Origin of the sequence: Myroides indicus (genome assembly GCF_004364575.1) — a bacterium.
In the GTDB taxonomy this organism is placed as follows: Bacteria; Bacteroidota; Bacteroidia; order Flavobacteriales; family Flavobacteriaceae; genus Flavobacterium; species Flavobacterium indicum_A.
On sequence record NZ_SOAG01000002.1, the window covers coordinates 36,491 to 51,232 of the forward strand.

Below are 14,742 nucleotides of genomic sequence, written 5' to 3' on the forward strand. Positions count from 1 at the left end.
GGGATTTTTATTGCTTTTGTAATGCCATTTTACAAATATGGGTTATTTTTACGTTCAGAAAATTTTCCGTACAAAGGAAAGAGTAATATATATAAAAAGAACTAAGAAATTAATCGTGAAAATATATTCTTCAATCAGTGAATTCAAGACTAATAAAAGAATTGTAGCTACTTTAGGTACTTTTGACGGCGTTCATGTAGGACATCAGATGATTTTGAAAAAGCTGACAGATGCAGCAAAACAAATGAACGCAGAAAGTTTGGTGTTGACTTTTTTTCCACATCCGCGCATGGTTTTAAAACAAGATCACGGGATTCAATTGTTAAATACACTTGATGAAAAAAAAGAACTTTTAGAACAGTTAGGATTGGATAATTTGGTGATTCAGAAATTTGATATGGATTTTGCCAATCTGACAGCGGAAGAATTTGTAAAAAAAGTTTTGGTTGATACTTTTAATATCTCTAAAATAATTATAGGATATGATCATCGTTTTGGAAAAAACAGAACGGCGGATATCAATGATCTTAGAAATTTTGGCAAACAATATGGTTTTGAAGTAGAAGAAATATCGGCTCAGGAAATAGACCATGTTTCTATCAGTTCTACCAAGATAAGAACCGCTTTAGAAGAAGGAAATATAAAAAAAGCGAATGAATTTTTAGGACATAACTACTTTTTTTCAGGAATAGTTGTGCATGGTAAAAAGTTGGGTAAAAAGTTGGGTTTTCCAACTGCAAATATTAAAATTGAAGAAACGTATAAACTTATTCCTAAAAATGGAATTTATATTGTTGAGTCTGAGCTGGACGGTCAGAAAGTGAAGGGAATGATGAGTGTAGGAATAAACCCTACTTTTGAAGGACATCCTTATTCTATTGAAGTAAATTATTTGGATTGGGAGGGAGATTTGTACGGCAAAACAATAAAAGTTAGTATCTTGGACAGAATAAGAGAGGAAATAAAATTTGATAATCTGGAAGATCTGGTATCTAGGCTTAAACAAGATGAAATAATAACCCGAAAGTATTTTAGCTGATATGTGGAAAAATAAAGCTTTGAAACTAATTGATAATTCTCCTTTAATTATCTTTCGCATCTTTTTTGGATTCTTGTTTGCTTGTGAATCTTTTGGAGCGATTATAACAGGATGGGTAAGAATTAATTTAGTTGATGTAAAGCTGACCTTTTCACATATTTACATGGATTTCTTACAAGTACTTGTAGGAGGTCCGCAAATGTATGTTTATTTTGCTTTGATGGGATGTGTTTCTCTCGCAGTTATGCTTGGATATCGCTATCGCTTAAGTATTGTTTTGTTAACCTTGTTGTGGGCAGGCGCTTATTACATCCAAAAAACTTCGTATAACAACCACTATTATTTACTGTTGGTTATTTGTTTTTACATGTGTTTTTTACCTGCCAATCGCTATGCTTCTTTAGACGTAAAATCGGGAAGAGTAAAAGAAGAATTGGCTATGCCGGTTTATTACTCCTGGATATTTATTTTACAGGTATCTATTCTCTACATATATGGCACGATAGCTAAGTTTTATCCCGATTGGCTGGATGGAACATTTACTCAGATTATGTATCAGGGAGCAAATATTCCCGAGGCTTTTAAAGATTTTGTTACACAGAAATGGTTTTATATAGCCATTGCTTATCTCGGAATTTTATTTGACGGATTAATCGTTCCGATGTTGCTTTGGAAAAGAACGAGGACTTTGGCGCTTGTAGCTTCTTTGATTTTTCACTTGTTTAATTCTGTAACTCTCCAAATCGGAATATTTCCTTACTTTGCGTTGAGTTTTGCTGTTTTCTTCTATCCTCCCGATCAAATGCGGCGATTGTTTTTTAAGAAAAAACCAGCGATTGTCCTTTCTGAGGATTATATTAAACAGGTACTTCAGCACAGTCTTTCCAGAGGAGCAATAACTGTTTTGAGTATTTTTATGATTTTTCAGATTTTATTGCCGTTGCGACAGCATTTTGTAAAAGGAGATATTTTGTGGACAGATGAAGCGCATCGCTTAAGTTGGCGAATGATGTTGCGTTCGAGAGGAGGATATACCAATTTTATAGTCAAAAATAAACAAACAGGAGAACGCAGTTTTTACCCATTAGAAACAGTGCTTACAGCTAAACAAAAAGCAAGACTGAATACCCCGGATATGATCTGGCAGATGTCACAGTATATCAAAAGAGAATATGAAGCTAAAGGAGTGGAAGTTTCTGTTTTTGTAGACAGCTGGGTTTCTATTAACGGAAGAGTATACAGTCAGTTTGTCAATCCTGAAGTAGATTTTACTACGGTAAAATGGGATTATTTTAAACATGCAGACTGGATTTTGGAAAAGCCGTTTTAGTTATTTAGATTAATAACTAAACTAATGCTGCTTTTGGCTTTCGATTTCTTTTTTATATTCAATTAATTGAAAGTTGCCGTCATTGTAAAAACCATACGTAAAATAGTTAATCCAATCGCCCAGATTAATATATTTAGAGTTAGTATTCAAATCAATAATCATAGGCAGGTGTCTGTGTCCAAAAACAAAGTAATCGTAATGAGCACTTTCTAGCTTGCGTTTGGCGTATAAAACCAACCATTCCTGATCTTCTCCTAAAAACTTAATGTCTTCATCGCCGGAAATCAATTTATTTTTTACTGAGAGATAGGAGCCTAATTTAACGCCTAAATCCGGGTGAAGCCATCTGAAAAGCCATTTTGAAAAAGGGTTGGTAAAAACTTTTTTCATTTTCTTATAGCCCAAATCTCCCGGTCCTAAACCATCGCCGTGTCCAATGAAAAACTGTTTTCCGTTGATATTAAAAACCTGTGGTTGGTGGAAAACGGGAATGCCTAATTCTTTTTCAAAATAATCATCCATCCAAAGATCGTGGTTTCCTACAAAAAAATAAACAGGAACCCCACTGTCTTTTATTTCTGCCAGTTTGCCTAAAATACGGACAAATCCTTTAGGGACAACTGTTTTGTATTCAAACCAGAAATCAAAGAGATCGCCAAGAATGAACAATGCCCCCATGTCATTTTCTTTTTCTTTGAGCCATTTTAAAAAAAGCTGTTCTCTCGGAATGCTTTTTTCTCGCGTTGGGGCTCCAAAATGCTGATCGGAGGCAAAATAGATGTTTTTATTAGTTTGTATGGTTATTTCCAAAATTTTATAAATTGTCAGATTGATACCATTCTGCATAAGAAGATTCGGTTTCTTGCAGGCGCAAAGCATATAAATCTATTCCGTGAGGCAGACGGCGTTTTATTTTGTTGGCAAAATCAATAACCATATTCTCGCTGGTAGGTTGATAATCTACCAAGATTACATGATGTCCTCTTTCTTTTAATTCTTTAGCAAGTTCTACATGCGGTGTATTTTGATTAAAAACCGTTGCATGGTCAAAAACGTCTACAATCTCTTCTTTTACGATTTTTTTTAAATCGCCAAAGTCAATTACCATGCCATATTTAACATTATCTGTATCTTCAATGGGAGTACCGATAACTGTTACTGCCAGTTTATAACTGTGTCCGTGTACATTTCTGCATTTACCGTCATAACCGTAGAGTGCGTGCCCGGTCTCAAAATTAAACTGTTTTGTGATTCTAATTTTAGGCATAATCAAAAAATATTTATGCAAAGGTAATCATTTCTGTGTTGTATGGTGTACAGCATTTTTGTATTAATAACTATACATAATTTAATATGTGCCAGTCCTATGTTGTTATTTGTTTTTAAATTGATTTAACGCCTCTATGGTGAAATCAGACAAAACCAATTTGCCCGAAATTTGGGCTCGTTTGTGTAATAGTTCTGTCCAGTCATCTGTACCTTCCCAGAATATTTTTTTCATTTCATGCAAGGCTTCGGGGTTATATTGACTGATTCGATTCGTGAAATCATTGAGTTCGATATCCATATTTTCTGCACTACTAAAAATTTGTGCATATAAGCCGTTTTGATGTGCCCAATTTGCGGTTTTCCATTCATGTGCAGCAAGGGACATTTCAGTAAAAGCTGTTTTGCCTATTTTTCTGGACACAGCAGGTTCAATTACAAAAGGACCGATTCCAATGGCAAGCTCAGATAATTTTATGGCAGCATTTTCCGTAGCAAAGCAATAATCACAAGCAGCAGCAAGTCCTACCCCTCCGCCAACTGTTTTGCCGTGTATTCTCCCTATAAAAATTTGTCTGCTTCTGCGCATGGCATCTATTACAGAAGCAAATCCCGAAAAAAACTTGCTGCCGCTAACGGTGTCTTTAATAGATAAAAGTTCGTCAAATGATGCTCCTGCACAAAAAGCTCCTGTTCCCGCACTTTGTAATACTACTACGGTTACCGTTTTGTTTTTAGTTAGCTCTTCAATGCTTTGGGTTAATTTTTGAAGTTGGGCACTCGGAAAAGAATTGCTTGCCGGATTAAAAAAAGTAAGTGTAGCTATTTTGCCAATAATATTAGTTTGTACGTAAGGTTGTAACATATTTGAATTCATAAGTAAAATAAATTATTTCAAAAGTAAGAAAAAATTTATGCCTTTTACTTTTTTTAAAATAAAGAAATAATCATTGAAACTTGAATTTTATAAAGTTAATTTTTTATTTCATGCCTATTTTTATGGAAAACACAGGTGTGTTGTAAAATATTAACGAATAAAAGTTTGTATTAAGTTAAAAAAATAACGCTTCTTTAGGACGAATTTTAAAATTAGGCATAAAAAAGTTTGTGCTATAAAAAAAAAGTAGTAGTTTTGGGTATGAAATAAAGTTTATTTCGTTAATTTCTTAACAGGTGGGATTGTTAAGAAAGCTTAAAAAGCAAAATTTTCTATTGGCTAAGGGAAAATTTATCTTGGAAAGTGTAATAAAAATATATTATATATAAAATAATAGTAAAGTATATCTTTATAGTAGAGGTTTAAGTGGAATACTTAAATTCTGCGTAGGATTGGGTCGAAAAAGTTATTAATTCACTGGCGGTCTTTTCGGATTGTTGGTATTATTCAAATTTTTTCAAAATTTAATAGGTAGTCTTTATTCTTCTGTTTTTGAGGGGTAAATAATTGTAAGTATATATTGTCAGTTGTGGGGACTTTTGACAATATACAAGGCTACCTATTATTTCTTTTTTTTCTTCCTGCCCTTTGTTGGTACAAAGGGAATATCCTTTGCATTCTGCTTATTGATATGCTGTAGTTATTTTGAATACGTAAACTAAAATTAACTATATATTGATAACAAATGAGACAAAGAATTACTTGTAACATATTAAGGAAGATTCTCCTTTGTTTGTTTTTTCTCTCTTCATTGTCCTATGGGTGGGCACAAACGAAGGTCATTGCAGATCAGGTAACTTATAAAAGTGGCAATAAACCACTGTCCGTTAGCCCAACAGTTCAGAGCCCTAATAATGCATTGGGTGATAATAATAATTACGCAACTTTATTAGCAAGTCCAGGAACTGCTTTAAGTATCGGAAATTATGATGGAGTTATAGAATTGCAGTTTGCTACAACAAGACCGGCAAATTCTTGGTCTTATATTCAAATAGGAAATGGGGACCAGGGATTATTGGATGCTTTATTAGGAGGGAATTTAGGTCAGTTGTTAAAGGATGTTGTTGGTGTAGTACTTGGAGGTAGCCAGTATTTTTCAGTAGAAGCAAAGAAAGATAATGGTTCTGCAATTGACAGTAGAAATAGTAATCAAGGGTTTAATACGGATAGATTTCGATTGATTCAAGATGCGGACGGGAATAATTATATCGCTATTCGTCCAAGTGCTGAATATAATAGGCTTAGAATTACCAATAGTTCTATTTTTTCTGTTTTGGGTGCAGGAGCTGAATTTAAACTATACGTTTACAATGCTTTTTATTACGAGGATAATAATCAAGATTGTGGTCGTCCAGTATTTACATCTTTTGACGGAACTACGGGAATAAATCTGGATGTGCTTCCAGTAGAAGACGGTACTTTAGGAAATGCAATAGATGGAGATCTTGATACATATAGCACATTAAAATCAAGTGCACTTTTGGGACTAAGTGTAGCGGGAAGCTTATCTCAAAACTTTTATTTTGCTACAACAACCGATGAAAGTTCTTCTGTTAATATTAAAATAGCTTTAGGTACAGGAAGTTTGCTGGATTTAAAAGTCTTAAGTGCGGTCGATATTATATTTAAAAATAATGGAACAGCAGTTGCTACACGTTCTTTGAGTAGTGGATTACTTGCGGGTACAGACTTGTTAGGTTTATTGAAAAATGGAGAACCAGTAACTTTGAGTTATGGTTTAGGTGTTGCATTTGACCAAGTAGAGATTCGTACAAACGCCTTAATAGGTTTGGGAGTTGGAAATGCTGATGTTAAAATTTATGACGTACAGCGTTATGATGGAGTAAATTGCGTAAATCCTAATATTACGATAACCTCAACTCCGCCAATGTTGTCAAACAAAGCTTGTGCAACTACTTTGATAGCACATGGACACGCAAATTTCCCCACTCATTCGGTGGATGGAGATAATGACACTTTTACTACGTTAGAGGCAAGCTCCGGAATTGCCGTTGGAATTGGAGCTTACGATGGTTTTGTAGAGTTAGGTTTTGCTCAGACAATCCCCGCAGGGGAAACAACTTATATCCGTATTGATTTTGATGATGAAGTATTAGGTGGATTGTTGAACGGAAGTGTAGGTGGATTATTAAATGGTGTTGTGAGTAATGTCTTGTTTGGTAGTCATTATTTTACGATTGAAGGGAAAAATAATGGTACTATGGTTTATAATCGTTCTAGTAACGATGGGTTTTCCAGTGCAGGAAAGACAGGAAGTGGACTTACTCGAATTATTCAGGATAAAAATGGACATTATTATGTAGCAATAACACCAGATGTTTCTATAGATGCAGTTAGGATTACAGAGAAACTAGGTGCTTTAGTTGGTTTGGGAACTGTAAAATCAATGAACGTATATCATGCATGTTATTCTACTGGTTCTACAGCTTGTGAACAAGGTTTTGCCACATTCTCTGAGTCTTCGGGTATTACTTTAGATTTATTGGGACTTGGTGCAGCAGGTGTTACTGATGCACAAAATGCTATTGACGGAGATATTGCTACAGCGTCAAAAATAAGTGTAGGTGCTGTTGGTGTAGCTGGTAGCATGATGCAACATATACAATTCCACGGATTGTCTTCGGATCGCGATCACTTTAGAGTGAAAATGAAAATGAACACAAACGGGGTGGTTGATGCTGATATTATTGGAAGTATCATTGTAAAAGCTTATAATGGCGATCAAGAAGTATATTCACAACGTTTAAACGAACGATTAATTCCAGGTGTCGATTTGTTAAATTTATTATCTACTGGGCAGATGATTAACATTCCGTTTGCACCCGGTGAAGAATTTGATAGAGTAGCTGTAGGAATTGCTTCTTTAGTGGCGGCAAACGTAATTGCGGTTCCATTGGAAGTTTACAGCGTAGAGCGTTTTTCAGCAGATTGCCCAGACCCAGAGTTAACGTGGGATCCAAAAACGGATTCACCATTCAATACGCCGGATTGTGCAAACGCGTTGGTGAGCTTTGAAAACGTAAACTTCCCTTATGAGGCTATTACAGACAATCCTAATTATGATACGTATGCAACGCTTACTGCAGGTGCAGGAGCTGCTCTTGGAGTAGGAGCGTATTCAAGTCATATTGAGTTAAAATACGGAAGTACTTTAGCAGCGCATGAAGTGTCATATATACGTGTTGACTCTGAAGCAAACCTTTTTAATGCCTTATTGGGAGGGTCATTAGGGAATGCTCTTGGTGATTTGTTAGGTTCTGTTGCCTTAGGTAATCAATATATTGTGGTTCAGGCAAAAGATGCAGCAGGTAATAATGTAGGTACTGCGCACTCAAGTGCTACTTCTGGATTTAATACTGAGTTTGTTAAGTTGGTAAAAGATAAAGATGGTAAGTTTTACTTAGCAGTTACCGCACCAGATGCTTACCAGTCTGTACGTATCGAATATTATCATACAGCATTAGTAGGAGCAATGGGTTCATCAAGCATGAATGTTTATAGCATGTGTCGCGAGACTGAATTTGATGCTTGTGAGCAAGCTGCTTTTACATCATGGGATGGAGATGGAATTGCTTTGGATGTTGCTGGCCTAACAAATGGAGGTGTGGCTAATCCGGAATTTGCTATTGATGCTGATAACTCAAATTATTCAGCACTAAATTTAGGTGTAGCTAGTGTAGCTGCTTCAGTTTCTCAAAAAGTATATTTTAAAACAAAATCAAATATTGATGATGAACTACGCGTTCGTTTGCAATTGGCAAATCCGGGAGTATTGAACTTAGATGTATTCGGTGGTTCAGAATTAATATTTTACAATGGAGAACAAAATGTAGGTGTAATGCCGTTGTCTTCGGGTTTAATCAATAATATTGATTTGTTAGCATTATTCAATTCAGGAGGTGTTCAGTCGTTTACGTTTGCTCCGGGAGTGGTGTATGATCGCGTAGAATTAAAAATTGCATCATTGGTAGCTGTTAATACAAGTGAACCAATCCGTTTATATGGCATGTCTCGTTTAAGTTCGGCTTGTCCAGATCCGGATTTCTTGTCACCAAATGATGTATTTAAATCCCCGGTTTGTGCAGATGATGTTGAAGTAGGAACTATTAAGGCAGTAGATGATGTTGATTTTGCCATTGATGGTGATTACAATTCTTATGCAACAATGCGTGCAGATGCTGGAGCTATATTTGGAATTAACAACCAGCCAAGTGTGTTGGAGTTAAAATTCGGTAGTTCAGTAAATGCAAATACTACTTCCTATTTAAGAGTTGGAGATGATGCCGGAATTTTGGAATCATTGCTTTCAGGAAGTATTGGAGAAGTAGTGTATAACTTACTGAATAATGTCGCTTTAGGAGATAACTATTTTGTAGTACGAGCTAAGAATGGTGCCAGTACGGTTTTGGAAGGAAGCAGTAGAGATGGGTTTGAAGATGCAGATGGATTAATAAAGATTGTACAAGATAAAGCAGGTAGATATTTTATAGCTATTTCTCCAGAGGTAGATTATACAAGTGTAGAAATTAAGGCATTTTCAGAATCTTTGTTAGGAGTACTTGCCAATGGATATAATTTACATATATATGGTATGTGTTATGAAACCGATTTTGACGGATGTGAAGAAGGCTTTTCCACATCTTGGGATGGCAGTGGTCTTTCTGTTGGAGTTACAGGATTAGGTTCATACGGCGTTACAGATGCTTTTAAAGCATTAAATAACAATAATAACAGTGATTATTCTACATTAAGTCTTGGTACGTTGAATGTTGCTGGACATATTCAACAGAATATTCAGTACAATAAAGTAGTTCCGGCCAATACTATTTTTAGACTAAAAATGGAAGTCGGTACAGGAACTGTAAATGCAGCAGTTTTTGACGATATCAGAATTTTAGGTTATAAAAATGGTGTTGAAGTGTACAATCAGCTAGTGCAAACGGCAGTATTAGGCGGAGTATCTTTGGGTACCTTGTTTAATAATGGTGGTGCACATGATGTGTCTTTAGTTTTAGACGAGGATATTGACGAAATCGCCCTGAGAATAAACTCTTTAGTAAATGCTACTATAGGGGTTCCTGATGTCCGTTTGTATTATATCACCCAAGATTGTGCGGAACCAAAAATTATTTTGTGGAAATCATATGAAATTGACGGCGATAATACCAAAACATCTGTAAGGGGTGGTGAAGAAGTAGAGTATACTATTCATGTACGTAATATTGGAGGTCGTGATTTAGCAGGGTTTACAGTGACGGATGAATTACCACAAGGTCTAACTTATGTAAGTGGAAGCGGTGGAATACATAACAACGGAATAGTAAGTTTTGCCTCAACCTCAGTCTTGCCAATTGGTCAGGAGGACAGTTTTACGTTCAAAGCAAAAGTAGTGCAAGACTTGACTAATATAGATGAAATTAAAAATATAGCGGTTGTTAAACTACCGGGGGTAAATGATGATTTTGAGAGTTATCCACCTGTAGATAATACAAATCCAACCGAGCCGGATACAACAAAAAATCCGGGAACAATTATTCCTGTAGAGCCCGTATATGACTTTACAGTTGCCAAAAATGGAGTAAGTAATGGTGTAAACAGCAATCAAGCAGAACTTGGTGATGAAATTACTTATACTATTGCTGTCAAGAATACCGGAAATAAAAATTTGACTAGTGTAACAGTTAAAGATATCTTGCAGAATGCTGTGCCAGCAGAAGTATCCATTGTTGATGATGGAGGAGCAATTGTAAATGGAGCTGAGTTAACTTTTAATGTGTCAGATTTAGCAGTGGGTGCTACAGAAACCTTTATTCTAACTGTAGAAGTAGAGAGTTTGCCGGCAGGCAACATTAGCAACAAAGCTCAAGTTAGTTTCACTACTCCGGATAATGATGTAATTACAAAAGAAGTAGAATTTGAGATGGCTGCCAGTTGTACAAATATAGATGCTTCAGCAATTGATGCGATTACAACAGATCCATCTTCTCCGGTATGTCCGGGAACAGAAGTTACCTTAACAACTACGTTGAGTGCAAGTGCTCCGACAGGGTTAATCAATCCGGTTTTTAAGTGGTATAAAAACAGTAATCTATCCGATACACCGTTAATAGGAGAAAGTATTGTGGTTACAATCTTCGCTACAACTACCTATTACGTAACAGTAGAAGGAACAGGGTTCTGTTTTACAGGAGCTGCTGCAGAGGTTGAGGTAGAAGCATTGCCAATCGGATTACCTGAGCATATTACAATTACGGCACCAACAGAGATTTGTCAAGGAGAAGAAGCGACTTTTAAAGCTGAATTAAGTGCCACGGCACCTGTAATTAATACTCCTGTATTTAAATGGTACACTGATGCTGCTTTGACAGAATTGGTACATGAAGGTGAAGAGTTTAAAGTAAGCGCAACGCCGGATTTAGTAGGAACACAGACGTTGTATGTAAGTGTAGAAGGAGATAACTTTTGTGCAAATGCTGTCGGAAATACTGCCATACATACTATTGTGGTAAATCCGTCACCGGAATTAACGGTTAGTTCAAATCAAATCTATACTACGGTTGGTACAACAGTAACATGGCCTACGGCTACAACTAATAATGGTGCGGTTATAACATGGTATGATGCTGCTCAAAATGACGTTACAAATAATTTGCCAACTTCGTTTGCAACAGCAGGCACATATACGTATACGATTGTGGCACAAAGTGGCGATTGTTATACGGTCCAAACTATTTTGGCTCATGTGTACGATGCAAACGATTGTCCACCAGTGATAGAGCGCGTATACGCAACTGTAGATAAAGGCTGGGGTTCTATAATTACAGGAGGTGTTTCTGCTACAGGAAATACCGTAGATGGCAATCCTAAAACACATTCTACATTAACTACGGGAGTAGGTTTATTAGGAATAGGAACTGTTTGGCAAAACGTAGAGTTTGACCATGAAGTGCCTGCCGGAACACCGGTAACTATTAAGTTAGGAAAAGAATACAGCGGTCTGATGTTGGCAGGAGGAATATCTGTACAAGGATTAAACTCAGATGGTAGTACAATTGGAGGATTGAAAACGGTTGCTGGTGGCTTGCTTGATTTATTGGCGGCAGATAATGTTATGGAATTTACATTTGTTCCATCTGACAAATCCGGACCAAAAGCGTATTGGGGAGTTAGAATTTCACAAGGATCCTTGTTAAGCGTAGCACAAAATGCAAAAGTTTATGGAGTGTATTATACAAAAGAAGGAACAGTAAATTGTGATCCGATAGACAGTAATACTAAAAAAGATGTTTTAGATGTATTGCACGGGGTGGAGGATATAGGTTTGGGAGTAGCAAGTGCAACTGCTTCGGTAGTAAATCCTTGGGATGCTGTAGATAACGATCTGGATACGTATGCATTGATTTCTCGCGGAGTTGCAGTTCTAAACAGAGCAACCTTAACAGTTGTGTTTAAACAACAAGCTACACCGGGAGACGAGTTGCAAATTATTACAGAAATACCAGGCAACCCTGTCTTAAGTTTAGAATTGATTAAGGGGTATAAAATACAGCGTTATTTAGGAAATGAACCAGTAGGACCTGAGTTAGATAATACAAGCAGTGTTTTGGATCTAAAATTGTTGGGATTGGGGTATTCCAATAAATATAAAATTATCATTAACCCTGTTAATGAACCTTATGATAGAGTGAAAATTTCTTATGGAAGTGTGGTCGGAGTATTAGGTGATTTTACGAGGATTTATGACGTAAGTATAGCACCTAAAATAGACATACCGGAAGCTGATCAACCGATAGAAGTATGTTTGGGTAAAGATTTGATAATACCAATCACAGATGCATGTACAACTTATGTGGTGTATACTAGTGAAACGGGAACAGAAGTATTGACAACAACAGACGGGTTTAATTTTGAGGTGCCTAAAAGTTGGGCAGAAGGAACATATACCCTATACGTTCAGGCTATACGCAATGGTTGTGAAATAGGCAGTCGCGTACCTGTGCAAATAGAGGCTGTAAAGTGCTCTAAAGATTGTATTATTTCAAATCCTATGATAACGAATAAAATAAAAAAATAAACACTAAAATAACACACTATGAAAAAAATAACTTTAGTAGCGGCATTGCTGGGAGCGGTTTATTTCTCACACGCACAAGTTGGTATCGGGACACCTAATCCGGCAGATGCTTCTCAATTAGATATTGTAGCAAAAAATAAAGGTATTCTTATACCGAGAGTAGAGTTGAGGACGTTAACTAATTTCGGACCTATAGCCGGAACTCAGGTCGAAAGTCTGTTAGTTTACAACACAGCATCAGTAACTGCAGAGAATATAGCTCCTGGATTTTACTATTGGTTTGAAAGTAAATGGGAACGTATCGTCAATCAAAAGCAATTGGATGAAACAATAAATAATATCACCGATTTGCAAGGTGATGTTGATAAAATTATTAATCTTTTAAAAGTTGCTTTCCCCTCAAATAATTTAGTTGATCCTTCAGTAGATGGAGATACTCATGGAGGAGGTATGGTATTTACTCCTGGAGATGCAACTACTGAACCCAAGATTGAATATGTTTATTTTGACGGAACAAGCTACGTTAAAAAAGATATTACCAATGATATAATTAATATTATTCATGGAGCTGAGTCTAAAACTACTATTGTAGAATACGACGGAAATCAATATTACCTGTCAGAAGCGTATATACAGAATGGCGGGGAGACAGATCCAGCCAACTGGACGTCCGTTCCTTCAGGAGCTATTTTGCTTGATGTGGTTGCCGGAGTAGTCAACAACTTTGAAGAGTTTGTTACCAATAATTCAGTTACGGTTGACGGCAATACTTACAACACCATTGAAGAATACATTGAGTATATTTCCCAAAATTCCATGCAGGACGGGGTTACCAAGATTGTAATTGACGCGACGACAAATCAGGCGTCGTTCCAAATCTGGGATGCCGCCACGGATACTTGGGTTAATGTAGATAATTCAGCATTTAAAAAGATTGTCACCGACAATGAATCCAAAACGTCTGTCGTAGAATATGGTGGAAATCAATATTACCTGTCAGAAGCGTATATACAAAATGGCGGGGAGACAGATCCAGCCAGCTGGACCTCCGTTCCTTCAGGAGCTATTTTGCTTGATGTAGTTGCCGGAGTAGTCAACAATTTTGAAGAGTTTGTTACCAATAATTCGGTTACGGTTGACGGCAATACTTACAATACAATTGAAGAATACATTGAGTATATTTCCCAAAATTCCATGCAGGACGGGGTTACCAAGATTGTAATTGACGCGACGACAAATCAGGCATCGTTCCAAATCTGGGATGCTGCCACGGATACTTGGGTTAATGTAGATAATTCAGCATTTGGAAAGATTGTCACCGACAATGAATCAGAGACTACGATTGTTAAAAATGAAACAGGAGACAAAACAGATGGAGATTTAGAAATAACATATGATTATTTTAATGAAAAACAACCCGATATTACAGGAACTCCGCAGATAACAATTGATGTGAATGCCGATATCAAAAATTTAATTGAAGGAAATATAGATATTCAAAAGGCTATTACAAAAATCCTCAATGACGGAGGAAATGTTTATTATGGAGATCACGATGATGATACTAGTACACCAAATGTGTTCTATACTATTATAAATGATGTAAAAACACCGATAGATATTGCAGAAGTAATTGTAAATGCTATTAAAAATGCAACAATAGTACAAAAACAAGAAATCAAAAATCAATTAGGAGATAAGGTTAATAATACCACAGTTACCAAAACAGGAGATACTTTTAATGGTTCAGATATTTATATCTATACCAATAAAACAACCATTGCTGCTAATTCTGCAGAAACTACAGGTATTGCAATTCCAAGTGGAACAACTCCTGATCAGATTATTGGTATTAAGGTAATTGGGGCAAAAGGAGTAGTGTCAAGTGTAACGGATATTGTGGTTACTGGTCAACAAATTGATTTTAATACCGGTGCCGGAAATATGTATAATATTTTAGGAGCGGGTAATTATGACGTAGTTGTAGAGTTTACAGCACAATAATTAAAAGTAGAATTTCAGATATAAGGTTTTTTAATTTAGGCAGGTTTGTTCAAAAGCAGACCTGCTATCTA

At 36.2% G+C, this 14,742-nt stretch carries 7 protein-coding genes; 4 read left to right on the plus strand and 3 right to left on the minus strand.

Going from position 1 to position 14,742, the window contains the following annotated elements:
* Positions 1-115 precede the first annotated feature (115 nt).
* On the plus strand, positions 116-1,039 hold the full coding sequence (locus C8P70_RS00970) for a bifunctional riboflavin kinase/FAD synthetase (protein ID WP_133711485.1): 924 nt from the start codon (positions 116-118) through the stop codon (positions 1,037-1,039).
* A gap of 1 nt (position 1,040) precedes the next feature.
* Entirely contained in the window at positions 1,041-2,369 is a 1,329-nt protein-coding gene (locus tag C8P70_RS00975) for an HTTM domain-containing protein (RefSeq protein WP_133711486.1), read from the plus strand.
* A gap of 21 nt (positions 2,370-2,390) precedes the next feature.
* Here C8P70_RS00975 and C8P70_RS00980 read toward each other — a convergent pair whose 3' ends face one another.
* The 3 genes from C8P70_RS00980 to C8P70_RS00990 form a co-directional block, all read right to left on the minus strand.
* Positions 2,391-3,179 (minus strand): UDP-2,3-diacylglucosamine diphosphatase, encoded by a 789-nt coding sequence (locus C8P70_RS00980; protein ID WP_133711591.1) that lies wholly within the window; start codon positions 3,177-3,179, stop codon positions 2,391-2,393.
* Between the two features lie 4 nt (positions 3,180-3,183).
* Entirely contained in the window at positions 3,184-3,636 is a 453-nt protein-coding gene (locus C8P70_RS00985; protein WP_133711487.1) for a 6-pyruvoyl trahydropterin synthase family protein, read from the minus strand.
* Positions 3,637-3,741: 105 nt separating this feature from the next.
* On the minus strand, positions 3,742-4,512 hold the full coding sequence (locus tag C8P70_RS00990; RefSeq protein ID WP_133711488.1) for an enoyl-CoA hydratase/isomerase family protein: 771 nt from the start codon (positions 4,510-4,512) through the stop codon (positions 3,742-3,744).
* Between the two features lie 745 nt (positions 4,513-5,257).
* Between C8P70_RS00990 and C8P70_RS00995 the strand changes: the two genes are divergently transcribed.
* Positions 5,258-12,667 (plus strand): Ig-like domain-containing protein, encoded by a 7,410-nt coding sequence (locus C8P70_RS00995; protein ID WP_133711489.1) that lies wholly within the window; start codon positions 5,258-5,260, stop codon positions 12,665-12,667.
* A gap of 18 nt (positions 12,668-12,685) precedes the next feature.
* Positions 12,686-14,671: a hypothetical protein gene (locus C8P70_RS01000; RefSeq protein ID WP_133711490.1), complete on the plus strand. Its 1,986-nt coding sequence runs from the start codon at positions 12,686-12,688 to the stop codon at positions 14,669-14,671.
* Positions 14,672-14,742 lie beyond the last annotated feature (71 nt).